The 23,194-nt window shown below is 70.8% G+C and carries 24 protein-coding genes and 1 tRNA gene; 8 read left to right on the top strand and 17 right to left on the bottom strand.

All coding sequences use genetic code 11. The features are described from left to right. Positions 1–136: 136 nt before the first annotated feature. Positions 137–2,257, top strand: coding sequence for a penicillin-binding protein 1C (gene pbpC / locus GNT64_RS12180; protein ID WP_156679763.1), 2,121 nt, complete (start codon positions 137–139; stop codon positions 2,255–2,257). A gap of 21 nt (positions 2,258–2,278) precedes the next feature. Here the strand turns inward: pbpC and GNT64_RS12175 are convergent, their stop codons facing one another. From GNT64_RS12175 to lptF, 4 genes are all read right to left on the bottom strand, one after another. After that, a complete protein-coding gene (locus GNT64_RS12175) occupies positions 2,279–3,430 on the bottom strand; it encodes an N-acetyltransferase (protein WP_156679762.1) in 1,152 nt (383 codons plus the stop codon). 62 nt (positions 3,431–3,492) lie between these two features. Next, positions 3,493–4,269, bottom strand: coding sequence for a sterol desaturase family protein (locus GNT64_RS12170; RefSeq protein ID WP_156679761.1), 777 nt, complete (start codon positions 4,267–4,269; stop codon positions 3,493–3,495). Between the two features lie 93 nt (positions 4,270–4,362). After that, complete coding sequence (lptG, locus tag GNT64_RS12165) at positions 4,363–5,463, bottom strand: LPS export ABC transporter permease LptG (RefSeq protein ID WP_156679760.1); 1,101 nt, start codon at positions 5,461–5,463, stop codon at positions 4,363–4,365. After that, entirely contained in the window at positions 5,460–6,683 is a 1,224-nt protein-coding gene (lptF, locus tag GNT64_RS12160; protein WP_156679759.1) for an LPS export ABC transporter permease LptF, read from the bottom strand. Before lptF ends, lptG begins: the two co-directional genes overlap by 4 nt. Before the next feature lie 104 nt (positions 6,684–6,787). Between lptF and GNT64_RS12155 the strand changes: the two genes are divergently transcribed. Genes GNT64_RS12155 through GNT64_RS12145 form a run of 3 tightly spaced genes read left to right on the top strand, consistent with a single transcriptional unit; the run spans position 6,788 to position 9,260 of the window. Beyond that, positions 6,788–7,339, top strand: coding sequence for a DUF2141 domain-containing protein (locus tag GNT64_RS12155; protein ID WP_156679758.1), 552 nt, complete (start codon positions 6,788–6,790; stop codon positions 7,337–7,339). A 3-nt stretch (positions 7,340–7,342) separates the two neighbouring features. Continuing rightward, positions 7,343–8,317 carry a diacylglycerol/lipid kinase family protein gene (locus GNT64_RS12150; protein WP_156679757.1) on the top strand — a complete coding sequence of 325 codons (975 nt, stop codon included), beginning with the start codon at positions 7,343–7,345 and terminating at the stop codon, positions 8,315–8,317. A 19-nt stretch (positions 8,318–8,336) separates the two neighbouring features. Beyond that, on the top strand, positions 8,337–9,260 hold the full coding sequence (locus GNT64_RS12145; protein ID WP_156679756.1) for a hypothetical protein: 924 nt from the start codon (positions 8,337–8,339) through the stop codon (positions 9,258–9,260). A 127-nt stretch (positions 9,261–9,387) separates the two neighbouring features. Here GNT64_RS12145 and GNT64_RS12140 read toward each other — a convergent pair whose 3' ends face one another. From GNT64_RS12140 to GNT64_RS12130, 3 genes are all read right to left on the bottom strand, one after another. After that, positions 9,388–11,385: an ATP-binding protein gene (locus GNT64_RS12140; RefSeq protein WP_156679755.1), complete on the bottom strand. Its 1,998-nt coding sequence runs from the start codon at positions 11,383–11,385 to the stop codon at positions 9,388–9,390. 78 nt (positions 11,386–11,463) lie between these two features. Next, entirely contained in the window at positions 11,464–12,726 is a 1,263-nt protein-coding gene (gene spt, locus GNT64_RS12135; RefSeq protein WP_156679754.1) for a serine palmitoyltransferase, read from the bottom strand. A 172-nt stretch (positions 12,727–12,898) separates the two neighbouring features. After that, positions 12,899–13,141: an acyl carrier protein gene (locus GNT64_RS12130; RefSeq protein ID WP_156679753.1), complete on the bottom strand. Its 243-nt coding sequence runs from the start codon at positions 13,139–13,141 to the stop codon at positions 12,899–12,901. 118 nt (positions 13,142–13,259) lie between these two features. Here GNT64_RS12130 and GNT64_RS12125 point away from each other — a divergent pair, with 118 nt between their 5' ends. Next, complete coding sequence (locus GNT64_RS12125) at positions 13,260–13,835, top strand: Pycsar system effector family protein (protein WP_231638977.1); 576 nt, start codon at positions 13,260–13,262, stop codon at positions 13,833–13,835. Positions 13,836–13,948: 113 nt separating this feature from the next. Here the strand turns inward: GNT64_RS12125 and GNT64_RS12120 are convergent, their stop codons facing one another. The 6 genes from GNT64_RS12120 to GNT64_RS12095 all read right to left on the bottom strand — a co-directional run bounded on the left by GNT64_RS12120 (position 13,949) and on the right by GNT64_RS12095 (position 19,154). Continuing rightward, complete coding sequence (locus tag GNT64_RS12120; protein WP_156679752.1) at positions 13,949–14,854, bottom strand: NAD-dependent epimerase/dehydratase family protein; 906 nt, start codon at positions 14,852–14,854, stop codon at positions 13,949–13,951. A gap of 27 nt (positions 14,855–14,881) precedes the next feature. After that, positions 14,882–16,006: a glutamate 5-kinase gene (gene proB, locus GNT64_RS12115; protein ID WP_156679751.1), complete on the bottom strand. Its 1,125-nt coding sequence runs from the start codon at positions 16,004–16,006 to the stop codon at positions 14,882–14,884. Between the two features lie 131 nt (positions 16,007–16,137). Beyond that, positions 16,138–16,950, bottom strand: a complete 813-nt coding sequence (locus GNT64_RS12110; protein WP_156679750.1) for a ferredoxin--NADP reductase — start codon at positions 16,948–16,950, stop codon at positions 16,138–16,140. Continuing rightward, the gene (locus GNT64_RS12105; protein WP_156679749.1) at positions 16,950–17,402 is read right to left on the bottom strand and encodes a hypothetical protein; all 453 of its coding nucleotides are present in this window, start codon (positions 17,400–17,402) and stop codon (positions 16,950–16,952) included. The genes GNT64_RS12110 and GNT64_RS12105 overlap by 1 nt, the downstream gene beginning before the upstream one ends. Positions 17,403–17,461: 59 nt before the next feature. Further along, positions 17,462–18,520 carry a GTPase ObgE gene (gene obgE / locus GNT64_RS12100; RefSeq protein WP_156679748.1) on the bottom strand — a complete coding sequence of 353 codons (1,059 nt, stop codon included), beginning with the start codon at positions 18,518–18,520 and terminating at the stop codon, positions 17,462–17,464. Positions 18,521–18,599: 79 nt separating this feature from the next. After that, entirely contained in the window at positions 18,600–19,154 is a 555-nt protein-coding gene (locus GNT64_RS12095) for a TetR/AcrR family transcriptional regulator (protein ID WP_231638976.1), read from the bottom strand. A 69-nt stretch (positions 19,155–19,223) separates the two neighbouring features. Between GNT64_RS12095 and GNT64_RS12090 the strand changes: the two genes are divergently transcribed. Continuing rightward, positions 19,224–20,072, top strand: a complete 849-nt coding sequence (locus GNT64_RS12090) for a metal-dependent hydrolase (protein WP_156679746.1) — start codon at positions 19,224–19,226, stop codon at positions 20,070–20,072. Between the two features lie 49 nt (positions 20,073–20,121). Here GNT64_RS12090 and GNT64_RS12085 read toward each other — a convergent pair whose 3' ends face one another. The 4 genes from GNT64_RS12085 to hspQ form a co-directional block, all read right to left on the bottom strand. After that, a complete protein-coding gene (locus tag GNT64_RS12085) occupies positions 20,122–20,670 on the bottom strand; it encodes a GNAT family N-acetyltransferase (RefSeq protein ID WP_156679745.1) in 549 nt (182 codons plus the stop codon). Between the two features lie 168 nt (positions 20,671–20,838). Further along, positions 20,839–21,117, bottom strand: coding sequence for a 50S ribosomal protein L27 (gene rpmA, locus GNT64_RS12080; protein WP_156679744.1), 279 nt, complete (start codon positions 21,115–21,117; stop codon positions 20,839–20,841). Positions 21,118–21,131: 14 nt separating this feature from the next. Then, positions 21,132–21,482 (bottom strand): 50S ribosomal protein L21, encoded by a 351-nt coding sequence (gene rplU, locus GNT64_RS12075; protein ID WP_156681594.1) that lies wholly within the window; start codon positions 21,480–21,482, stop codon positions 21,132–21,134. A 175-nt stretch (positions 21,483–21,657) separates the two neighbouring features. Next, on the bottom strand, positions 21,658–22,053 hold the full coding sequence (hspQ, locus tag GNT64_RS12070) for a heat shock protein HspQ (protein WP_156679743.1): 396 nt from the start codon (positions 22,051–22,053) through the stop codon (positions 21,658–21,660). Positions 22,054–22,173: 120 nt separating this feature from the next. Between hspQ and GNT64_RS12065 the strand changes: the two genes are divergently transcribed. Both GNT64_RS12065 and GNT64_RS12060 read left to right on the top strand, forming a co-directional pair. Next, positions 22,174–22,263 (top strand) — tRNA-Ser (locus GNT64_RS12065). 153 nt (positions 22,264–22,416) lie between these two features. Continuing rightward, entirely contained in the window at positions 22,417–23,190 is a 774-nt protein-coding gene (locus GNT64_RS12060) for a tyrosine-type recombinase/integrase (RefSeq protein WP_156679742.1), read from the top strand. Positions 23,191–23,194 lie beyond the last annotated feature (4 nt).

Genomic DNA, 23,194 nt, shown 5'->3' with positions numbered 1-23,194 from the left:
CGATCTCTTCGTGGTCATCCGCTCTCGTCGCGTAAGCGCATTGCCGGCGGATGTCGCCGATGCCTCGCTTGTGTAGCGTTTCGCAGCCGCCATGGTTGCAGTGGCGCCCGCGCGTCGATCGGGGCAGGCTGACGACATGTCGCGCCCCATCGCCCGTCGCCTGCCGATCGCCCTCGCGGCGGGCGTGATCGCGCTGCTCGCGGCGCTGGCGATCGCCACCGCGCCGCCGCGCCTGCCGGACTATGCCGCCGTGCGCGCCGCCTATCGGCCGAGCGAGGCGTGGCTCACCGATCGCGACGGCAGGCTGATCGACGCCGTGCGCATCGACTTCCAGGTGCGGCGGCTGGCGTGGACGCCGCTCGCCGCGATCGCCCCGGCGCTGCCGCGGGCGATCGTCGCGGCCGAGGATCGCCGCTTCCACGGCCATGACGGGGTGGACTGGATCGCCGCCGCCGCCGCGCTTCGCACGCGGATCGCCGGCGGGCGGGCGCGCGGCGCCTCCACCCTGTCGATGCAGCTCGCCGGCTTCCTCGCGCCGGAGCTCGCCCGGCCGGGCGCGCGCGGCTGGCGCGAGAAGGCGCGCCAGATGCGGGCGGCGCTGGCGCTGGAGCGGCGCTGGACGAAGCCGCAGATCCTCGAGGCCTATCTGAACCTCGCCGGCTTTCGCGGCGAGGCGCAGGGCATCGCCGCCGCCTCGCTGGCGGCGTTCGGCAAGCCGCCGGCGGCCCTCTCCAATAACGAATCGCTGCTGCTGGCCGCGCTGCTGCCGGCCCCGCAGGCCGGCCCGGCGGCGATCGCGCGGCGGGCATGCCGCTTACGCGGCGGCGGCGGGTGCGACGATCTGGCGGCGATGGCGGCGGCGATGCTCTCGGCCGATCGCCGGCTCGCGCTCGATCCCGGTCTGGCGCCGCACCTGGCGGCGCGGCTGCTGCGGGCGCCGGGGCAGCGCGTGCGGACGACGATCGACACGGCCACCCAGCGCATCGCCGCAGCGGCGCTCGCCCGCCAGCTGCTGGGTCTCGGCGGCGGGCGGGCGCGGGACGGGGCGGTGATCGTCGTCGACAACGTCACGGGCGACGTGCGCGCCTATGTCGGCGGCGTCGGCGGCGCATCCACGGCGGCGGCGGTGGACGGGGCGGACGCCTATCGCCAGGCCGGATCCACGCTGAAGCCGTTCCTCTACGCGCTGGCGATGGAGCATGGCTGGCTGACCCCCGCCTCGATCCTGGACGATGCGCCGGTGGAGCTGGACACCGCTTCCGGCCTCTATGTGCCGCAAAATTACGATCGCATGTTCAAGGGGCCGGTATCGGCGCGCAGCGCGCTGGCCGCATCGCTGAACGTGCCGGCGGTGCGCACGCTGATCCTGACCGGCGTCGATCCGTTCCGCGACCGGCTGTGGGACGCCGGTTATCGCGGGCTGACCGAGGACGGCGCCTATTACGGCTTCAGCCTTGCTTTAGGATCGGCCGAAGTGACGCTGCTGGAGCAGGCGAACGCCTATCGCACGCTGGCGAATGGCGGCCGCGCCTCGCCGCTGCGGCTGCGGGCGGACGATCCGCGGGTCGCGCCGCGTGCCGTGTTCAGCCGGCAGGCGGCGTGGCTGGCGGCGGACATGATGGCCGATCCCGGCGCGCGAGCCGCCACCTTCGGGCTGGACAGCGCGCTGCGGCTGCCCTTTTGGGCGGCGGTGAAGACCGGCACCTCCAAGGCCATGCGGGACAATTGGTGCATCGGCTTCTCCGACAGGTTCACCGTCGCCGTGTGGGTCGGCAATCTGGAGGGCGATCCGATGCGGGCGGTATCGGGCACCAGCGGCGCAGCTCCGGTGTGGCGGGCGGTGATGCTGGCGCTGCACGCGGGCGCGCCCGGCCGCGCGCCCGCCCGGCCGCCCGGCATCGAGGCGCGGCTGGTGGCCTTCGCCGGCGGCGTCGAGCCGCCGCGCATCGACTATTTTCTCGCCGGCACGGGTCAGTCGTCAGTGGCGCAGGCGCCGGCCGCGTCGCGCCGCCCGCGCATCGCCGCCCCCGTCTCCGGCAGCGTCTACGCGCTCGATCCGGACATACCGATCGATCGCCAGCGCATCCGCGTGACGACGCGCGGCGCCACGGCCGGCCTGCGCCTGCTGCTCGACGGCCGCGATCTGGGCGCGGCGGAGGCGGCGCCGCTGGTGCTGGCCGGCCCGGGGCCGCACCGGCTGCTGCTGCGCGACGCCACCGGGCGGGTGATCGACCGGGTGCTGTTCACGATGCGGTGAGGGCGGCGCCCCGCGCGTGCCTCAGAGGGCTTTCTGATACAGCCGGTAGACCTTGTTCACCTCGCCGCCGACCATGCGGGCGATCGAGACCATGCCCTGATTGTCCTCCAGGATCCACCCGATCTCGCCGCGCGTGGCGCCGTAGCGCGACACCGATTCGCGGCGGATATACTCGATCATCATGAAGGCCAGCTGGCTCGCCAGGCGGGTGGCCTGCAGCCGCTTGACGACGCCCATCAGCGGCACCCGCATCGTCCGCACCTTCGGGCGGCGCAGCCACCACAGCAGTTTCGCCCAGTTGAACGGGAGCAGCGATCCGCCGAAGCCGCGCAGCTTCTCGTTGAGATCGGGCAGGGTGATCATGAAGGCCACGGGCTCGCCCTCTACCTCCGCCACCATGATCAGATCCTCGAACACGATGGGCCGCAGCTTCTTGCCGACATAGGTGATCTCGTCCGGCGTCAGCGGCACGAAGCCCCAATTGTCGCCCCACGCATCGTTGAGGATGCCCAGGATCAGCGCCGCTTCCTCGGCGAACTTCTTCTTGTCGACGCGGCGCACCCGGATGCGGGTGTTCCGCTCCCCGGAGGAGACGATGCGCTGGACGAGATCGGGAAAGGGCTTGTCGATCCTGAGATCGTAGGCGTTGAGATCCTTGACGCCGGCGTAGCCGGCCGCCTCCACCCACGCCTGATAGGTCGGCTGGTGATGGCCCATCATCACGGTGGGCGGATGATCGAAGCCCTGCACCAGCAGCCCCGGCTCGTCCCAGATGGAGATGCTGATCGGGCCGATCGAGCGGGTCATGCCCTTGCCGCGCAGCCAGCCTTCCGCCGCGGCGATCAGGGCGGCGGCGGTCTCTCCGTCCTCGGCCTCGATCATGCCCCAGTGGCCGGTGCCCGGGCCGCCGCCCTGCTCCACCGGCGCGGCGATCACCAGGCTGTCGACCTGCGCGGAGATGCGGCCGACCGCGCGACCGCCCCGCTCGGCGAGGAAGAAGGCCGCCTCGCCGTGGCCGAACCACGGGTTCTTCCTGGGATCGATGAGGCCGTGGACCTCGTCCTTCAGCGGCGGCACCCAGTTGGGATCGCCCTCGTTCAGGCGGAACTGTATGTCGACGAACGCCTTGCGATCGGCCTTGCCGACGCCGATCTGCCGCACCTGAACCGTCACCGCCGCTCTCCACCCGTTGCGCTTCCCATCGCCGCAGCGGGGCGCGCCGTCCAGACGAAAAGTCAGCCCTTGCGGTGGCGCTGGCTCGGCGGGCGCATTTCGACGCCGCCGGACAGGCGGGCGACGTGGGGATGGCGCGCCGCCACCTCGGGCGTGTAGCCCAGGTTGAACACGGTCGGGCTCTTCGCCCGCTCGCTCACCTTGTTGTAGAGCGTGCCGAACAGGCGATCCCAGCCGAAGTTGGTGATGCCGAAATTGCCGGTCTCGTCATGGAAATGGTGCGCCATGTGGCGCTGCTTGATCGCCGCCAGCCAGCGGTTGCGCGGGCGGTACGACAGATGCTGGATGCAGTGGAAGAACTCGTTGACGCAGGTGGTGATCATGCCGGTGGCGAAGGCGGCCGCCGCGCCGCCGAAGCCGCCGATCAGCCAGCCGACCGGGATCGTCGCCGCCGCCACCGTGGGCACCACGTTGGCGGGCGAGCCGAACAGCACCTCCAGATGGTTCGGATCCTGGTGGTGATCGTAGTGGATGCGCTTCCACGTCGCCGCCAGCAGGCTGTGCCGCCACATCCACCGCGAGTGCAGCACCCAGCGGTGGAGCAGATACCAGACGAGCGGGAACAGGATGACAGCGGCGGCGATGGCGGCCAGCGACGGCAGGACCGGCGCCGGGCGGTAGAACCAGCCGCCGATGCCGGCGGCGGCCAGGCCGAGATAGAGGATGATCGCCGGATATTGCAGATAGGCGACGACCAGCTCGCGCAGCGTCATGCGGTCGAGATGGTGGGACTTGTTCCAGAAGCCGGCCTTGGCGGTGGTCGCGGGCATGCGTGTCATCCTGAATCGCTGGTGGCCGGTGGGCATCCGATATGGTCGATCATCATCGATCCGCAATGCGGCGGTTTTGCGACAGCGGCCGTCGCGCGGCCGCTACTCCTCCGTGCGGATCAGCACCACCTCGCCGATCAGCAGGAACAGCAGCGGCGGCGCCCAGGCCGCCAGCAGCGGCGGATAGGCGCCAAGATTGCCCATCGCCAGCGCGAAATTGTCGACGACGAAATAGGTGAAGCCCAGCGCCATGCCGATCACCGCCCGCACGAACAGGTGGCCGGACCGGGCGAGGCCGAACGCCGCCACGCCTGCCAGCAGCGGCATCAGCATGGCGGAGAGCGGGCCGGAGAGCTTGTGCCACAGCCCGGCCTCCAGCTCGCCGGTCGGCCGGCCGGCCGCCTGCAGATCGGCGATGGCGATGCGCAGCGCGCCGAAGCTGCGCTCGTCCGCATCGACATCGGCCAGGGTGAAGCGATCGGGCGTGATGCCGCGGCCGAAGACGATCGCCGGCAGCTGCCGGCGGGTGCCGCGGGCGACATCGAAGCGGGTCGGCCCCAGCAGCCGCCAGCCGCCGTCCGCCTGCGCCGCGCGGGCGCCGCTGATGATCGTCTGCAAGGCGCCGCCGCTGCGATCGTAGATGGTGACGTCGCTCAGCCGCGTTGCGGGGCCTCGGCCGCTGGCGGTGGCGGCGTGGATCAGATCGTCGCCGTCGCGCACCCACACGTTGCTGGCGATGCCGCGATCCACCGGCACCGGGCCGTAATCGGCATTGTCCCACGCCGTCAGCGTGGCGGTGGCGCGGGCGACGATGCGATCGTTGAACCAGAAGGAGCCGGCGGCGACGAACAGGCTGGCCACGATCAGCGGCGCCAGGATCTGGTGGGCCGAGACGCCGGCCGCCTTCATCGAGATGATCTCGCTATTCTGGTTCAGCGTGGCGAGCGTGATGAGCGAGCCGAGCAGCACCGAGAAGGGCAGGAAGCGCGCGACGATCTGCGGCGCGCGCAGCGACACATAATGCCACAGCTGCGCGTCGCCGTTGCCGGGATAGGCCAGGATGTTGCCGGATTCGCCCAGCAGGTCGAGCGTCTGGAGGATCAGCACCAGCCCGGCCAGCACGGCGAAGGTGCGGACGAGGAAGATCTTCGCCATGTACCAGGTGATCGTGGGCGAGGCGAAGAAGCGCGGATTGATGCTCATGCGGCCACCCCCCGCTTGCGGCGGATCTGCAGGCGGCGACGCAGCGCGGCGGTCGTCTTGGCGGCGACCCGTTCCAGCGCGCCGATCGGCTGGCCGCCGGGCACGTGCGCCAGCGTGCGGTACAGCCACCAGGAGAGGGCGGCGAACAGCAGGAACGGCACCCACAGGGCGATCAGCGGATCCACCCCGCCGCGGCTGCCGAGCGCCTGGGCATATTCGTTGATCTTGTGCTGCGTGACGAGGAGGACGATCGAGAGGAACACGCCGAGCGCCGAGGTCGATCGCTTCGGCGGCACCGCCAGCGCCAGGCCGAGCAGCGGCAGCAGGAACATCGTCGCCACCTCCACCAGGCGGAAGTGGAAGTTGGCGCGCAGCTCCGCCCGCGTGCGGGAGGATGTGCCGCTCTCCCACGCGACGCGGGCGAGTTCCGGCATCGTCATCTCCAGGTCGCGGCCGCCGCGCGTGCGGAACGCCTCCATCTTCGGCAGGTCGATCGGCAGATCGTGGCCGGCGAAGGCGAGCACGCGCGGCGTGACGAAATTGGGCGCATCGTGCACGAGGGTGCCGTTGGAGAGCCGCAGGATGATCGTGTTCGGATCGTCCGTCGCCATGAAGCGGCCATGCTCGGCGGTGACGGCCAGCGTTTTGCCGGCCTTGCCGTTGGCCATCACGAAGATGCCGGTCAGCTCCTTGCCGCCGTCGCGGCTCTGCTCCACGCGCAAGGTCATCGTCTTGCCCAGCTTGGTGAACTCGCCCACCTTGATCGAGGCGCCGAGCGCGCCGGAGCGAAGCTCGAAGCGCAGCCCCTCATAGGCGTAGCGGGCATAGGGCTGGACGAAGCCGACGATCGCGAGGTTCAGCAGCGCCAGCGCCAGCGCGAAGGCGTAGGGCACGCGCAGCAGCCGCCCGTAGCTCATGCCGACGGCGCGCAGCACGTCAAGCTCAGAGGAGAGCGCCAGCTTGCGGAAGGCCAGCAGCACGCCCAGCATCAGCCCGATCGGGATGCCCAGCGACAGATATTCGGGCAGCATGTTGGCCAGCATCCGCCACACCACACTGACCGGGCCGCCCTGCTGCGCGACGAAATCAAACAGTCGCAACATCTTGTCCAGCACGAACAGCATTGACGCGACGACCAGCGTCCCCACGAGCGGCACGATGATGAGACGGGCGAGATACTGGTCGATGCGGCTCCCGATAATCAAATTTGGACGCCTCATGACCATGTTTTGGCCGCAAAGGCAGCCGAGTTTGCGAGCGTTCGGGGGTGGGTGAATCCACCGTGCGTTCGCGCACGGCTATAGCTTCCGGGAGTGATGAGGTCATGTCGAAACTGTCGAGCACCGTTCTTGCCCTGCTCGCGCTCGCCGCGCCGCTGGCAGGCGCGCGCGCGGCCGTTGTCGCCGGGTCCTCCGCCGCCGATCCCGCCGCGTGCCGCCCGGGCGCGCACGCGCCGGCGGTGCTGGTGAAGGTGGAGGGGTTCAAGCGCGTCGGCGGCAACCTGCGCGTGCAGGTCTATGGCAGCGATCCGGCGCAGTTCGTGAAGGGTGGCGAGCGGATCGCGCGGATCGACCTGGCCGTGCGCGCGGCGCCGAGCGAGGTGTGCGTCGCGCTGCCGGCACCCGGCCGCTACGCGGTCGCGGTGCGGCACGACGTGGACGGCGACGGCAAGGGCGGCATCAACGACGGCGGCGGCTTCTCCCGCAATCCGCCGATCTCGCTGGGCGACGCGCTCGCGCGGCGGATGCCGCGCTACGAGGATGTCGCGATCACCGTGGGGGCGGGGCCGCGCCCGGTGGAGATCGTGCTCAACTATCGCCAGGGCCTGTCGATCAAGCCGCTCGCCATGGGCCGCAGCCGGATGGCGGCGAACTGATCCATGGCGCTGATCGCCCTCCTCTCCAACCCGCGCTCCACGGGCAACCGCGCGATCCTGCCGCGCATCCGCAGCTATTGCGCGCAGCACAGCGAGATCTTCCACTACGAGGTGGAGGATGTCGACCAGATCGGCGACGCGCTGCGCACGATATCCCGCGTGGAGCCCAAGGTGCTGGTGGTGAACGGCGGCGACGGCACGGTGCAGATGACCCTGACCGAGCTGTACCATGGCGGCCACTTCGAGGGCACGCCGCCGCCGCTGGCGGTGCTGCCGAACGGCAAGACGAACCTGATCGCGCTCGATCTGGGCGCCAGCGGCGATCCGATCGCCGCGCTGGAGCGCGTGCTCGCCATCGCCCGTGGCGGCGTGGAGGCGCACGTCGTCTCGCGCGAGCTGATCTCGCTGAGCAGCGGCGAGGCGAACGAGAAGCCGGTGCTCGGCATGTTCCTGGGCGGCGCGGGCCTGGCCGATTCGATCCTGTTCTGCCGCAACAAGGTCTATCCGCTCGGCCTGCCGAACGGGTTGAGTCACGCGCTGACGTTCGTCGCGGTGGTGCTGTCGCTCGTCATCGGCATCCGCGCCGCCTTCCTGCCGCCGCGGCCGCGCCCGGTGACGGTGTCGCTGATCCGGCAGGGCGTGATCCAGGGCAGCTTCGCGCTGCTGATCGTCACGACGCTGCAGCGCATGCTGCTCAACACCCAGACATCCACGGCGGAGGCGCAGCCGGGCGCGCTGAAGCTGATGATGGTCAATCACAGCCCGTTCAGCCTGGTGCGGGCGGTGGCGGCCGGCGTGTCCGGCAAGCTCGGCCACCAGCGGCTGGCCGGCGTGCATGTGGAGCGCGGCGACGAGATCCGCATCGAGGGCGAGCGGTCCAGCGTGATCCTGGACGGCGAGGTGTATGAGGCGCGGGCGGGGGGCGCGATCGTGCTGACCCAGACATCGCCGATGCCGTTCCTCCGCCTCGCCGCCTGAGCCGCCGCGACCCGAAGCCGTGGAGCCGCTGGACGCCCTCGTCGCCGACGAGCTCGCCACGCCCGTCGATCCGCGCGTGGCCGCGCTGGCGGCGGCGATCGCGCAGCGGCACGGCGCCGCTTCCCGCGCGGTGCTGTTCTACGGCTCCTGCCTGCGCGAGAGCCAGCTCGACGGGCTGATGCTCGATTTCTACCTGATCGTGTCGGACTATCGCGCCGCCTACCCGCAACGCTGGCTGGCGGCGGCCAACCGCCTGATCCCGCCCAACGTCTTCCCGTTCGCGGCCGGCGGCCTGACCGCCAAATATGCCGTGCTGAGCGAGGCGGACTTCGCCCGGCTGGCGAGCGGCGCCACCCGTGGCGTCTCCGTATGGGCGCGGTTCGCCCAGCCGGCGCGGCTCGCCTGGAGCGCCAATGCGATCGCCCGCCGCCGCGCGATCGCGGCGGTGGCGGGGGCGGCGCCGGCGCTGCTGGCGGCGGCGCGGCCGATGCTGCCGGACGGGATCGATCGGCTCGATCTGTGGCGGCAGGCCTTCGCGCTGACCTACGCGGCCGAGCTGCGGGCGGAGCGGAAACAGCGCGCCGCCTCCGTCGTCGATGCCGATCCGGCCCGCTACGCCGCCTTCACGGCGCCGGCGCTGGCGGCGGCGGGGCTCGGCGCGCGCATCGCCGACGGCGCCGTCCATCTCGCGCCGATCGGCAGCGAGGCGCGGGCGGCCGGCGCGCGGCTGTGGGCGCGGCGACGGCGCGAGGGCAAGGCGCTGACCCTGCTGCGGCTGGCCAAGGCGAGCGCCACCTTCGCCGGCGGCATCGACTACCTCGCCTGGAAGATCAACCGCCACGCCGGCACCGCCATCAAGATCCGCCCGTGGCAGCGCCGCTTCCCGCTGCTGGGCGCGCTGAGCCTGCTGCCGCGCCTGATCGGCGGCGGTGCGGTGCGGTAGAGGCGGCTCGACCTGACACTGATCCGCCTGTTCTGACGCCGCTTCGCGCTATCCGCCGCTTTCTTGGCACAAGCCGCGCGGGCGGTTCGGCTGGATTCGACGCCGCAGGTAAAGCACCTGCCGAACGTCATTCGTTCGCCGCGATCGGCCTCGTCAGGCGCGGTCCGCCGGCGATCGCCTGGGCCACGGCGCGTTCCAGCCCGGCGATCGTGAACGGCTTGCGCAGCACCTCGCGCCCGGCGAAGCGGGCGGCGTCGCCCGCGTCGCCGACATAGCCCGTCACGTAGAGCACCGGCACGTGCGCGTGGCTGTCGGCGATCGCGGCGATCAGGTCCGGCCCGGTCATGCCCGGCATCACCACGTCGGTGACGATCAGGGCGAAGTCGTCGCCGCCGCCCAGCACGGCCAGCGCCTCCTCGCCGCTGGCGCAGGCGACCGGCCGGTGGCCGAGTTCGCGCAGGCTGCCGACGGTGGCGGTGCGCACGCGCGCATCATCCTCCACCACCAGGATCGCGCCGCTCGCGGCCGGGCGCGCGGCGGGCGCGATCGGCGTGACGGGGGCGACACTTGCCGCGCCGGCCGCCGCCACGAAGCGCGGCAGGTAGAGCGAGACGGTGGTGCCCTTGCCGGGCGTCGAATCGATCGCCACCTCCCCGTCCGACTGGCGGGCGAAGCCGAAGATCTGGCTGAGGCCGAGACCCGTGCCCTTGCCGACCGGCTTGGTGGTGAAGAACGGCTCGAACACCCGCTCCAGCACCTCGCGCGTCATGCCCGCGCCGCGATCGGTGACGGCGATGCGGACGTAATCGCCGGCGCGCGCCTCGCCCACCTCGCCGTCGCGCAGCGTGAGGTTGCGGGTCTCGATCAGCAGCGGGCCTTCCTCGTTCATCGCGTCGCGCGCGTTCACGGCGAGGTTCAGGATCGCATTCTCCAGCTGGTGCGGATCGCACCAGACGTGCCAGCCGCCCTGGGCCGCCCGCGTCTCCACCCGGATACGCTCGCCGAGCGTCCGGTCGAGCAGGTCGGACATGCCGGCGATCAGCGCGCCGGGCTCCACCCCCTCGGGCAGCAGCGGCTCGGCGCGGGCGAAGGCGAGCAGGCGCTTGGTGAGCGCGGCGGCGCGGTTGGCCCCCTCCATCGCATTGTCGAGATGGCGGCCGACCTCGTTCGCCTCGTGCGTCAGGCGCCGCCGGGCGAGATCGAGGCCGCCGACGACCACCGCCAGCATATTGTTGAAATCGTGGGCGATGCCGCCGGTCAGCTGGCCGACCGCCTCCATCTTCTGCACCTGCCGCAGCTGCGCCTCGGCCGCCTCGCGCGTCTCCGCCTCGGCGAGCAGGCGGGCGTTGGCCTCGCTCAGCTCGCGCGTGCGCTCCGCCACGGCCCATTCCAGCGCGCCGGCGCGATCCGCCTCGACGCGCGCATCCAGCCGCGCGCGGGCGCGCTGGGCGAGCGCCTGCACCGTCGTCCAGCCGAGCGCCGCCGCGCACAGCACCAGCAGCAGGCCGATGCCGGAGAGCAGGGCGGTGAGGTAATTGGCCTTGTCCATCGACAGGGTGGCGCGATCGGAGCGGACGCCGAGCAGATCCCGCTCGTTGGAGGCGATGCGCGACAGCAGCGTATCGATGCGCGCGATGCTGCTGGCCTTGCCGGCGCGGTAGAACATCGACAGCGCCGTCCATCCCTGCTTGTAGAAGGATCGCGTCGCCGGCTCCGCCAGCTCCTTGCCGCGCTGGTCGTAGAGGCGGCCGAGCTCGGCGACCAGGGGCGCCTGATCGGGATTGTCGCGGGTCAGCCGGGTGAGCAGGCGGAGCTGGCGGCCGGCCTTCTTCCATTCGTCATAGTAGATCGCGCCCGTCCGCTTCTCACCGCTGATGACGAAGCGGCCGAGCGCCGCCTCCGACCGGGCGATGGAGGCGTCCAGCTGGCGCGTGACCAGCATCACGTCGTAGCTGTGTCGTTCCCGCAGCAGCGCCTTGTCGCGATCCCGGCTGGAAATGGCGACCAGCGCGACCAGGGCGATCAGCAGCGCCGCCACCAGCAGCGCCATCACGCTCGCCGCGCGGCGCTGCCACGCGCCGGGCGGTGCGCCCTCGGTCGTCAGGTCGCTGGGGTCCGGCTGCATGACGGCGCCCAGCCTAGCGCAGCCGGGGCGGCCCGCAAAGCCTGGATGGCCGAAAGGTTCCGGGCCGGCCCGACCCGGTCAGGCGATGCAGCCGACGGCGCGGCCCGCCTGCGCGAACATCGTCAGGATCTCGCCGACCTGCTCGTCGCTATGCTCCGCGCACAGCGAGCAGCGCAGCAGGAACATGCCGGCGGGCGTCGCCGGCGGCCGCGCCATGTTGACGTAGAGGCCGAGCTCCAGCAGCGCCTGCCACATGCCGACGGCGGTCTCCTGATCGGGGAAGATCACCGCGATGATCGCCGACTGCGCTGTTTCCGTGCCCAGCCGGAAGCCGAGATCGCGCAGGCCCTGGTGCAGCCGGCGACTGTTCTTCCACAAATGCGCGCGCTTGTCCGTCGCGTGCATCAGCTTGCGGATCGATGCCGCCGCCGTCGCCACCACGCTGGGCGGCAGCGATGCGGTGAACACGTAGGGCCGACAGACGAGGCGCAGCACCTCGAACTTCGGATGGTTGGAGACGCAGAAGCCGCCGACCGTGCCGACCGACTTGGAGAAGGTGCCGACGACGAAGTCGATGTCGTCGGACACGCCCGCCTCCTCGAACACGCCGCGGCCGTGCGCGCCGAAGAAGCCCATGCCGTGCGCCTCGTCGCACAGGATCATCGCGCCGTGCTTCTTGGCGACGGCGACCATCTCCCGCAGCGGCGCGATGTCGCCGAGCATCGAGTAGACGCCTTCGAGGATGACGAGCTTGCCCGCCGCCTTGGGCAGCCGGCCGAGCCGCTTGTCGAGATCCTCGACCGAATTGTGGCGGAAGCGGACGACCTCGGCATTGCCGAGCCAGCAGCCGTCGTAGATCGAGGCGTGGCTGTCCGCATCGAGGATGATGTAGTCGCCCTTGCCGGCAAGGGTGGAGATCACGCCGAGATTGGCCTGGTAGCCGGTGGAGAAGACCATCGCCGACGACGTGCCGTAGAAGTCCTTCAGCGCCTGCTCCACCTCGCGATGGCCCTGGTAGGTGCCGTTGAGCACGCGGCTGCCGGTGGTGCCGGAGCCATATTCGTCCAGCGCCCGCTTGCCGGCGGCGACGACCTCCGGATCGAACGTCATCCCCATGTAATTGTAGGTGCCGAGCAGGATCGTCTTGCGGCCGGAGATGATCGCCTCGGTAGGCGACGTCACCTTCTCCATGACGATCGCGAACGGATCGCGCACGCCGGTATCGAGCAGCGCCTGCCGCTCGGCGATCAGCGCGTCGAACTTGGAGAACAGGTCGCCGGCGGGCGCGGCGCCATCGTCGCCGAGCCGCACGTCGTCGGGGGTGGTGGCGGCCTCGCTCATGCGGCGCTCCCGATCGTTGCTGTGGTCCCGATCTTTGCAGCGCGCCCGACCATGTGCCGAGCGACGTCGAGGCACCCCCGGCGGCGACGCCGACGCGTATCGGGGCAGAAGCCTCGACTGCGCTCGGCCGATCCCTCGACTGCGCTCGGGGCAAGGGCTTGGGGCGGCATGCTCATGCGCGCAGCTTCTCGACGGCGTCGACGAGCTGGCCGACCGTCTCGATCTCGGCCTGCATGTTCATCGTGATGATGATGTCGAATTCGTCCTCCACCGCGGCGACGAAATCCATGACGGTCAGGCTATCCCATTCGAGATCGCCGGCGAAGGTGGTGGCGTCGCCCAGCGCCACCTGCTTGCGGTTGAAGGGCTCGATCGCCTGCGCCACCTTGGCGAATGTCTGGTCACGGTCGCTCATGCGGCATGTTCCTTAATCGGGTGGGCGCCCGCTTGCCAAGCGATTGCGGCGGCACGGGGGCGCGCTTGGCATCGGCCTGCGCCGCTGGCATGAACGGCCGCAACGAAAAGGGGAAAGAATGGCCGAAGACCAGCCGGATGCGCCGCCGCGCCGCTACTCGCCCAACGCCGTCCATCTCGTGCGCACGACGCAGACGACGCACTACCAGCTGAGCCAGATGGCCGACCAGAAAGCGAGCATCCTGATGGGTGCCACCTTCGTGATCTTCACCATCACGATCGGCCAGGCCAAGGGCGGCGCCGGCGCGCCGCTGCCGATGCTGATCCTGGGCGGCTTCGCCTTCGTCTCCGCGGTGCTGGCGGTGCTGGCCATCCTGCCGGCCACCCACATGAAGCAGCGCGGGCCGATCAACCTGCTGTTCTTCGGATCGTTCAGCCACCTGGCGCAGGAGGATTATATCGAGCGCGTGCTGGACGTGCTGCAGGACGACGAGACGATCTACCGGACGATGGTGAACGACATCTACCAGAATGGCCGCGTGCTCGATCGCAAGAAGTACCGGATGCTGGGCTATGCCTATCGCGTATTCCTGGTAGGGCTGACGGCGAGCCTGATCGCCTTCGTCGCGCAATATGCCACGCGGGCGGAGGGCGGCGGCGCGGCGGCGGCCCCGGCCAGGCACGCGGCGGGCTGAGGCGCGGCCGATCGACGCGGGCGGCTAGAGCGGTTTCCACCTGTGTGGAACCGCTCCGGTTGTTTGCCGCGGTTGTCGAACCGGCAGGTGATTCCACCTGCCTTGCAACCGCTCTAGGCCCGCAGCCAGCCGGCGCCGACATACCATTCCGCCGTGCGCCTTAGCCCCTCCGCTGTGTCGATCGCCGGGCGCCACAGCGTGGCCGGCGGGCGGCTGCGGACCACCCAGTCGCGATGGGTGAAGTAGCGCACGCGATCGGGCGTCAGCTTCGCGCGGCCGCGACGCACGAAGCCGTCGGCGAAGGCGCCGAGCCGCAGCAGGGCGGCGGGCACCGGCAGCGGCACCGCGCGGCGGCCGACCGCGCGGCCGATCGCGCGGGCCAGATCGCGATGGTCCCAGCCGTCGGCGACGCCGTCGTCCGGCTCGATGATAGCGTGCGGGCAGGCGTCGCCCTCGGCCAGCGCCAGCAGCAGGCGGGCGAGATCGTCGACGTGGATCAGTGACAGCCGCCCGGCCGGCGGCAGCGGCACCACGCCGCGCCGTGCCATGCGGAACAGCTCCAGCATCTCGCGGTCGCCGGGGCCGTAGATCGCCGGCGGGCGCACCATCGTCCAGTCGAGCGCGATGGCGGCGGCGACGGCCGCCTCGGCCCCGGCCTTCGACCAGCCATAATTTGAGAGGCCGGCCTCGCGCGCGGCGAGCGAGGAGACGTGGACGAAGCGGCGGATGCCGGCGGCCTCTGCGGCCGCGATCACGGCCTGCGTGCCGGCGATGTTGCCGGCGGCGAAGCCCGCGCGATCGGGCGCGTTCACCACGCCGGCGACGTGGATCACCGCATCCGCCCCGGCGACGAGGGTGGCGAGGCTGTCCGCTTGGTCCAGCGCGCCGGCGATCCACGTCACCTGCGCCACCTCCGCCTGCGGGCGGCGGGCGAGCGCGCGCACCCGGTGGCCGGCCGCCACCGCGCGGCCGACGAGGTGGCCGCCGACGAAGCCGGTGCCGCCGGTGATCGCCAGCATCACGAGCGCATCCTCACAGCGGCACCCTCACAGCAGCACCATGTGATCGCGATGCACCATCGCGGAGCGCGGCGCGTAGCCGAGCACGGCCTCCAGCGCATCGCTGCGCCGCCCGGTGATGGCGGCGGCATCGGCCGCGTCATATTCGGCGAGGCCGCGGGCGAGCAGCGCATCGGCCGGCCCGACGATGTCGACGACATCGCCGCGGGCGAAGCGGCCTTCCACCGCGGTGGCGCCCGCCGCCAGCAGGCTGCGGCCCGCCGCCAGCGCGCGCGCCGCGCCGGCGTCGACGTGGATGCGGCCCTTGGTCGTCAGCCGCCCGGCCAGCCACGCCTTGCGCGGCGATGCGCCCTTCTCCGCGACGAACACGGTGCCGCGCCCCGTCGCCGAGAAGGCGGCGAGCGGGTGATCCACCTTGCCGCTGACGATAGCCAGATGCGCGCCGGCCGCCATGGCGATGCGCGCGCCTTCCAGCTTGGAGATCATGCCCCCCGATCCCATGCCGGAGGCGGAGCCGCCATCCGCCATCGCGCGGATGCGGGCGTCCAGCTTCGTCACCTCGGGGATGAAGCGGGCGGCGGGATCGCGGCCGGGATTGGCGGTGTAGAGGCCGTCTATGTCCGACAGCAGGATCACGCCGTTGGCGAGCGCCGCCTGGCCGATGCGCGCGGCCAGCCGATCATTGTCGCCGAAGCGGATCTCCTCGGTGGCGACCGAGTCGTTCTCGTTGATGACCGGCACCACGCCGAGGCTGAGCAGCCGATCGAGCGTGGCGGCGGCGTTCAGGTAGCGCCGGCGGTCCTCGAGATCGTCGAGCGTGACGAGCATCTGCGCGGCGGTGAGGCCCTCGCCATGCAGCAGCTCCGCCCACACGTGGCTGAGCGCGATCTGGCCGGTGGCGGCGGCCGCCTGCGCATCCTCCAGGCTGGCGCGGCCGCCCTTGGGCAGGCCGAGCCGCCGCGCGCCGAGCGCGATGGCACCGGACGAGACGACGGCGATGCGCTGGCCGGCGCGGTGGCGCCCGGCGATATCGGCGACCACGCCGGCCAGCCACTCGCGCCGCACCCGGCCGTCCCCGTCAACGAGCAGGGCCGAGCCGATCTTCACGACGAGGCGCGGGCAGGCGGCGGGGGCGAAGCAGGCGGCGGACATCGTGGGGCACGCCTTACGGTGCTCGGGCCGGGCGATCCAGCGCCAGATCCGTTCCGGTACGGGGCGGGTGAGGGGGCGCAGCCCGCGATGTGGCGCTCCCCTTCCCGGTCCGGGAAGGATCGCCGGGTCGGTCAGCCCACGAAGGCGCGTTCGATCACGTAGCTGCCGGGCGCGGCGTTCGATCCTTCGGCGAAGCCGGCCGCATCCAGGCCGGCGGCGAGATCGCGGATCATCGCCATGCTGCCGCACATCATCACCCGATCGCTCGCCGGATCGAGCCGGGACGGGCCGGCGACGCCCGCGAACAGCCTGCCGTCCGCGATCAAATCGCCGATGCGGGCGGCGGTGCGGAATGGCTCGCGCGTCACGGTCGGCACGTAGCTCAGTTGCAGCAGCGCCTGATCCTGCACTAGCGGATCGCCGGCGAGCTGCCCTTCCAGATCGGCGCGGAAGGCGAGGTCGCTCACCCGCCGCACGGAGTGGACGACACAGATCTGGGCGAAGCGATCGTAGATGTCGGGATCGCGGATCAGGCTGAGGAAGGGCGCGAGGCCGGTGCCGGTGGCGAGCAGGAACAGGCGCCGGCCCGGCAGCAGCGCGTCCGCCACCAGCGTGCCGGTGGGCTTGCGGCCGAGGAACAGCTGGTCGCCGGCGGCGATCCGCTGGAGCCGCGAGGTAAGCGGTCCGTCCGCCACCTTGATCGAGAGGAACTCCAGCTCCTCCGCCCAGGCCGGGCTGGCGATCGAGTAGGCGCGCAGCAGCGGGCGGTTCTCGCCCGGCAGGCCGATCATCACGAACTCGCCCGATCGGAAGCGGAAGCTGGGCGGGCGGGTGATGGCGAAGCTGAACAGATGCTCGTTCCAGTGGCGGACGCTGCGGACCGTCTCCACCGTCAGGCTGGCGGAAGGGGCGAGGGTGGCCGCCTGGCCGATCCGGTCGCTCATCATCCGGCCCCGCGCGTGTCGACGGGATCGGCGAGGCCGCGTGGCGCGAGTTCCGCCTGGCGCAGGTGATCGGCTGTCGCGGCGAACGATTCGACCAGCAGGTCGGCCGAGGCCGCCGGCACGATCAGCCGCAGCACGGCGCGCACCTGCTCGTGATCGCCACGCGCGGCGCCGCGCCACAGGCTCAGCATCAGCGCCTCCCCCTCCGCCATGCGCCGGCAGGCGAGCGGGGCGAAGGCGATCGGATGGCCCGGCGCCACGCGCAGCCGCGCCATCGTCGCGTGAAAGTCGGGCAGCGCGGCGGCGGCGCCCATGTTGACGAACGAGCCTGCCACCGCTTGCCGGCCGCACCGGCCCCGACGCGCCGCATTCACCCAGGCGCGCATCGCCCACAGGATGAACCGGCTGCCGTTGCCGAGCCGCTCGACCGGCTGATCCAGGAACTCGTACATGCCACCTCCCGCTCTGGTAGACGCAGGATAGTGATATTGAGAATGAAGCGCAACAAGCCTCAGATAGGCGACCAGGGCTCGTCCGCCTCGCTCGGCGCGGATTGCGCGGCGATCGCGCTGGCGGCCGCTTCGGCGGGGCCGATCGCCTCGACCAGACGATCGAGCACCGCGTCCACGCCGGTGCCGGCGGCGCCGGAGAGCATCATCACCTCGCCGCCGCTGACCTTGGCGAGCGTCTTCGCCAGTTTCGCGGCCTGCTTCGGCTCGACCGCGTCTACCTTGTTCAGCGCCAGCACCTGCGGCTTGTCGGCCAGTCCGGCGCCGTAGACGTCCAGCTCCTCGCAGACGATGCGATACGCCTCCACCGGATCATCGCCACTGGCATCGACGAGGTGCAGCAGCACGCGACACCGCTCGATATGGCCGAGGAAGCGGTCGCCGATGCCGGCGCCGTCGGCCGCCCCCTCGATAAGGCCGGGGATGTCGGCGATGACGAACTCGCGGGCGTGGCGCGTGACGACGCCGAGCTGCGGGCGGACGGTGGTGAACGGATAGTCGCCGACCTTGGCGTTGGCGTTGGTGACGGCGTTGATGAAGGTGGACTTGCCGGCGTTGGGCAGGCCGACCAGGCCGGCATCCGCCAGCAGCTTCAGCCGCAGCCACACCCACGCTTCCTCGTGCGGCCAGCCGGTGCCGTGCTGGCGCGGCGCGCGGTTGGTGGAGGTCTTGTAGCTGGCGTTGCCGCGCCCGCCATCGCCGCCGCGCAGGAAGATCTCGCGCTGGCCGGCCCGCGTGAAGTCCAGCAGCACATGCTCCTTGTCGTCGGACAGGATCTGCGTGCCGACGGGCACGCGGATGACGAGATCGTCGCCGCCCGCGCCGGTGCGGTTGGAGCCGGCCCCGCCCTTGCCGCGTGGCGCGCGGAAGTGCTGCGTGTAGCGGAAGTCGATCAGCGTGTTGAGGCCGCCCACCGCCTCGAACACGATGTCGCCGCCCTTGCCGCCGTTGCCGCCATCCGGCCCGCCATATTCGATGAACTTCTCGCGCCGGAAGGAGACGGCGCCCTGGCCGCCCGCGCCCGAGCGGACGAAGATCTTTGCCTGATCGAGGAAATGCATGGCGCCGCATATAGCGCAAATGCGGCAAAGGTCACGGTGCCGCGGCCGAAAGCCGTCTGGGTCGCGCCGACCCGGCGGATCAGCCGCCCTCGGCCGCGAAGGCGATCAGCCGCTCCGCCGCCATCGCCCGCGCCGAATCGCGCGGCAGGCCGAGCGCGGCGGCCATCGGCTCGCCCATCAGCGCGTCGCCCAGCGCCGTCAGCACCAGCGACAGCGTGATCGCGTGGACCGGCCGCCCCTCGTGCGGGCCGAGGTGATCGACGAGGCGGTGGGTGGCCTCCACGATCGGATCGAGCGCCGCGCGATCGCCAGTGAGGATCGCCCAGGAGGCGAGCGCGCCGCCGCCCTCGCGCCCGAACGCATCGAAGGTGAGGTCCACGATCACGCGCGGGTCCATCTCGCCGGCACGCGCCTTCACCACCGCCTCGCCGATCTGCGCCGTGATCCGCTCGGCCATGCCGGCCGCGAGCGCGCGCTGGAGGCCAGCGGCCGAGCCGAAATGGTGAAGCAGGTTGGCGTGCGTACGCCCGATGCGGGCGGCGACCGCCTTCAGCGTCACCGCCTGCGGCCCATCCTCGATCAGGATCGCGCGCGCCGCCTCCAGCGCGGCGGTGCGGCTCGCCTCCTGCGTCATCCTCGTGCGGGTAGTTGACATTCGTGTCAGTAGTCCATAGATGCGGGTGGATCAGGAGGCTTTTCCGTCATGCGCAGCACCACCCCCGCCGATCTCGCCATCCGCCCGCGCGACCGCCGCTTCGGCCGCGGCGCGGCGCTGGGCCGGTGGTGGCTCGGCGGCGATCCCGTGGCAACCGCCTTCTACAACGCGCTCTCCGTCACCTTCCCCAAGGGCGAGGCGCTGTTCGTGGAGAGCGTGCGCGCCTTTCGCGATGGCGCGCCGCCGCGCCTTGCCGCCGAGATCACGGCCTTCACCCGGCAGGAGGTGATGCACAGCCGCGAGCATGTGGCGTTCAACCGCCGCGTGGCGGACGCCGGCTACGACGTCTCGCGGCTGGACGCGCGGGTCGACCAGCGGCTCGATCTGCTGCGGCGCAAGCATCCGATCGTCAGCCTGGCGGTGACGATGGCGCTGGAGCATTTCACCGCCATCCTCGCCCACGCGCTGCTCGCCGATCCGCGCCACCTGGCCGCCGCCGATCCCGAATCGGCCGCCCTGTGGCGCTGGCACTCGATCGAGGAGATCGAGCATAAGGGCGTGGCCTACGATACGTGGCTGCACGCCACGCGCGGCTGGCCCCGCTTTCGCCGCTGGTCGGTCAAGAGCCGGGTGATGCTGCTCGTCACCCGCAACTTCCTCGTCGATCGCACCGCCGGCATCCTCGATCTGCTGCGGCAGGACGGGCTGACCGGCCCGCGCGCGTGGGCGCGGGTGGCGTGGTTCGCGCTGGTCTCGCCCGGCATGATGCGCGGCATCCTGCGCGCCTGGGGCACCTTCTTCCTGCCCGGCTTCCATCCGTGGCGGCACGACGATCGCGCGCTGATCGCCGCCGCCGATCGGGACGATGCGCGGCCGGAGCCCGCGCTGGCGGCCTGATCCGCGCGCGTCCCCCCAGTCGCATCCACGGCCGCCCGTGGCCGGTGGTTCAGGCCGCCAGGCGCGGCTCGTCCGCCCGCGCGGCCGGCGCCGCCCAGGCGAAGGCGGCGAACGGCACCGCGCAGCCGCGCCCGCGCGATTCGCGCGCGAGGATCTGGCCGGTGGGCGCGAAACCCAGCTTGCGCAGCACGTTGCCGGACGCGGGATTGTCGAGGAAGTGGCCGGCCACCATCCGGCGGAGGCGCAGGCTGCCCTTCGCCAGCGCCATCACCGCGCGGCCGGCCTCCGTGGCGAAGCCCAGGCCCCAGTAATCGCGCGCGATCCAGTAGCCGAACTCCACCTCGCCCGCCGCGTCGCGCTGCAGGCCCATCCCGCCGATCAGCCGGGGCGTGCCGCGCGTGCGCAGGAACAGCAGGAAATCGGGCAGCAGCGCATCGCGCCGCCGCGCAAGGAACGCCTCCGCATCGCCCAGCGCATAGGGCCACGGCGCCTGCGCCAGGTTGCGCACGATCGCCTCGTCGCCGATGGCCCGGCTGAGCGCCGGTGCGTCCTCGATCCAGCCGGGGCGCAGCATCAGCCGCTCCGTCCGTGCGAACATGATCCTTCTCCTTCTCGACCGCAGCCTCTGATCCAGACGGGTTACGACTGCGCGACAGGCGGGTGAGGAAGACAGCAAAAAGGGAGCCGGTGCGACCCGTCTCCCTCACGATCCGCCATGGCGGATCTTCGGGTCGCCCGCAGGACGACCCGCTTATCGGCTCGTCCGTTACTCGGCCGCCTCGGCCGTAATCTCGGCTGCGTCGACGCGCACGAACTTGCGGCCGAGCTTGCCCTCGTGGAACGCCACGCGACCGTCGACCAGCGCGAACAGCGTATGATCCTTGCCCATGCCCACGTTGCGACCCGGATAGACGCGGGTGCCGCGCTGGCGGACGATGATGTTGCCGCCGACCACTTCCTGGCCGCCGAACTTCTTCACGCCGAGGCGGCGGCCGGCCGAATCGCGGCCGTTGCGCGAGGAGCCGCCTGCTTTCTTATGTGCCATGCTCTCTTACTCCCTCAGGCTTCGACGGCCGCCGGCGCTTCCGCCCGGGCCTCGTTCTCGGCCTTGTGATCGCCGATCGCGGTGATCCGCAGGATCGTATGCTGCTGGCGGTGGCCGTTGCGACGGCGATAATTGTGCCGGCGACGCTTCTTGAAGACGATGACCTTCTCGCCCTTCGCCTGGGCGATGATCTCGGCCGAGACCGTGAGTCCGCTTACGTCCTGCGTCTCGCCGCCGCTGCCGGCGAACAGCACGTCGCCCAGTGACACGGTCGAGCCCGCGTCACCCGCGATCTTCTCGACGACGATCTTGTCTCCTGCGGCAACGCGATACTGCTTGCCGCCCGTGCGCACGATTGCGAACATGGCCCTCATCACTTCCCGAAATGCGATCCGCGCGAGAGAATGCCGGCAATGGCGATCGCCACGGCCGGCCCCCGCGCGGGAAGATGGCGCTGTTATGCGAAGGCCGTCGCAGAGTCAATCGGCCACCGCCGCCCGGTGCGCGGGCTTGCCATACGCCGCGCGCGGCACCCGCCGATCAGTGGCGATGCTCGCGCTTCAGGGCGTAGCGCCCCTCGCTATACTCGTCGAAAAGGCCGGCGATCGCCGGATGGTCGACCGGCTCGTCGCTCTCGTCATGCTCCAGATTCTGCTGGCTGACATAGGCGACATAGTTGCTGTCCGCATTCTCGGCGAGCAGGTGGTAGAAGGGCTGGTCCTTGCGCGGGCGCACCTGCTCCGGGATCGCCTCATACCATTCGTCGCTGTTGGCGAAGACGGGATCGATATCGAACACGACCCCGCGAAACTCGAACAGGCGGTGGCGCACCACATCCCCGATGGAGAAGCGCGCATGCGCGATCGGCGGCACGTCGGCGCGGCTCAGGGGGCCGGCGATGCGGGAACCGTGGGGGATGGGCAGGGCTTGTGTCATCCGGCCAATTTAGGGATGCAGCGCGCGGAGGCAAGCGGCGCTTGGCAAGCCGGATCGCTTCCGCTAACAGCGCCGCTTCGATCGATCGGCCCCGGCTGCGCGCAGCCGGCCTCGCTTAGCGGAGAGGTGCCAGAGTGGTCGATTGGGACGGTCTCGAAAACCGTTGTGGGTGCAAGCTCACCGTGGGTTCGAATCCCACCCTCTCCGCCAGTTACAGTGTCCCATGAAGTCCAGAAACGTCCCTTAAGTGCCTGTAACAACAGGGCTCTTGGCTACTTGCTGGATTTCACGTGTTCCTGATATGTTCCGGGTCATCCCCACACAAGTGTGGGGCAAAACTCGGACCCAAATCGAGGCAGAATCATGGGGAAGCTGACGGTCGCGCAGATCCGCGCGTTGAAGGAACCAGGTCGCTACTCGGACGGCGACGGGCTGATCCTGGAGTTCACCAGGCCGGGCCGGGCCTACTGGTTCGTGCGAGTCCAGCACAATGGCCGCCGCCGCGACATCGGCCTCGGCCCGGTGGACGAGATCACCTTGGCCAAAGCGCGCGACAAGGCGCACGAGGCGCGCAAGTCGCTGGCGAAGGGGATCGACCCCACGATCGAGCGACAGAAGGCGAAGCTGAAAATTCTGACCTTCCGCGAGGCGGCCAAGCTGGTGCACGAGGAGCACAAGGCCGCTTGGAAGAACGGGAAGCATCAGGATCAGTGGATCACCACGCTGACCACCTATGCCTTCCCGCGCATCGGCAATCGGCTCGTCTCGGATATCGAAGGGCCGGTGATCCGCGACGTGCTGGCGCCGATCTGGCTCAGCAAGCCGGAGACGGCGCGGCGGGTGCGGCAGCGCATTGGAGTCGTACTCGACTGGTCCTATGCCAAGGGCTTCCGGATTACCGAGGCGCCGCTTCGCTCGATCTCGCGTGGCTTGCCTCGCCAGATCGCGGAAACGGCGATGCATGTCGCGAATCAACGACGTTCGTTGTCAGAGCCCTCGCACTCCCGACGCACGTTGGGTGACTTACCAGAGTCAGTATCGAACATTCGTCGCCGGGTTTCGGCTCCGGACTTCCGACATTCGTTCATCGCAGGCTTTTCGCCTATCTGGTCTGTCCTTGAGGCGATCGAAAGATAGAAGC

Origin of the sequence: Sphingomonas profundi, from assembly GCF_009739515.1 — a bacterium.
In the GTDB taxonomy this organism is placed as follows: Bacteria; Pseudomonadota; Alphaproteobacteria; order Sphingomonadales; family Sphingomonadaceae; genus Alterirhizorhabdus; species Alterirhizorhabdus profundi.
Note: the sequence above shows the minus strand (reverse complement) of the source record. Positions and strands in the feature narration are given on the sequence as shown.

Coding starts and splice junctions, on each gene's coding strand:
- proB (WP_156679751.1), bottom strand. CDS start 16,006: ATGTCCGCCGCCTGCTTCGCCCCCGCCGCCTGCCCGCGCCTCGTCGTG.
- spt (WP_156679754.1), bottom strand. CDS start 12,726: ATGAGCGAGGCCGCCACCACCCCCGACGACGTGCGGCTCGGCGACGAT.
- GNT64_RS12060 (WP_156679742.1), top strand. CDS start 22,417: ATGGGGAAGCTGACGGTCGCGCAGATCCGCGCGTTGAAGGAACCAGGT.
- GNT64_RS12150 (WP_156679757.1), top strand. CDS start 7,343: ATGGCGCTGATCGCCCTCCTCTCCAACCCGCGCTCCACGGGCAACCGC.
- GNT64_RS12120 (WP_156679752.1), bottom strand. CDS start 14,854: ATGCTGGCGATCACCGGCGGCACCGGCTTCGTCGGCGGCCACCTCGTC.
- GNT64_RS12085 (WP_156679745.1), bottom strand. CDS start 20,670: ATGTTCGCACGGACGGAGCGGCTGATGCTGCGCCCCGGCTGGATCGAG.
- rpmA (WP_156679744.1), bottom strand. CDS start 21,117: ATGGCACATAAGAAAGCAGGCGGCTCCTCGCGCAACGGCCGCGATTCG.
- rplU (WP_156681594.1), bottom strand. CDS start 21,482: ATGTTCGCAATCGTGCGCACGGGCGGCAAGCAGTATCGCGTTGCCGCA.
- GNT64_RS12130 (WP_156679753.1), bottom strand. CDS start 13,141: ATGAGCGACCGTGACCAGACATTCGCCAAGGTGGCGCAGGCGATCGAG.
- GNT64_RS12090 (WP_156679746.1), top strand. CDS start 19,224: ATGCGCAGCACCACCCCCGCCGATCTCGCCATCCGCCCGCGCGACCGC.
- GNT64_RS12105 (WP_156679749.1), bottom strand. CDS start 17,402: ATGTACGAGTTCCTGGATCAGCCGGTCGAGCGGCTCGGCAACGGCAGC.
- GNT64_RS12110 (WP_156679750.1), bottom strand. CDS start 16,950: ATGAGCGACCGGATCGGCCAGGCGGCCACCCTCGCCCCTTCCGCCAGC.
- GNT64_RS12140 (WP_156679755.1), bottom strand. CDS start 11,385: ATGCAGCCGGACCCCAGCGACCTGACGACCGAGGGCGCACCGCCCGGC.
- GNT64_RS12095 (WP_231638976.1), bottom strand. CDS start 19,154: ATGACGCAGGAGGCGAGCCGCACCGCCGCGCTGGAGGCGGCGCGCGCG.
- GNT64_RS12155 (WP_156679758.1), top strand. CDS start 6,788: ATGTCGAAACTGTCGAGCACCGTTCTTGCCCTGCTCGCGCTCGCCGCG.
- obgE (WP_156679748.1), bottom strand. CDS start 18,520: ATGCATTTCCTCGATCAGGCAAAGATCTTCGTCCGCTCGGGCGCGGGC.
- GNT64_RS12125 (WP_231638977.1), top strand. CDS start 13,260: ATGGCCGAAGACCAGCCGGATGCGCCGCCGCGCCGCTACTCGCCCAAC.
- lptG (WP_156679760.1), bottom strand. CDS start 5,463: ATGAGCATCAATCCGCGCTTCTTCGCCTCGCCCACGATCACCTGGTAC.
- hspQ (WP_156679743.1), bottom strand. CDS start 22,053: ATGACACAAGCCCTGCCCATCCCCCACGGTTCCCGCATCGCCGGCCCC.
- pbpC (WP_156679763.1), top strand. CDS start 137: ATGTCGCGCCCCATCGCCCGTCGCCTGCCGATCGCCCTCGCGGCGGGC.
- GNT64_RS12170 (WP_156679761.1), bottom strand. CDS start 4,269: ATGACACGCATGCCCGCGACCACCGCCAAGGCCGGCTTCTGGAACAAG.
- lptF (WP_156679759.1), bottom strand. CDS start 6,683: ATGAGGCGTCCAAATTTGATTATCGGGAGCCGCATCGACCAGTATCTC.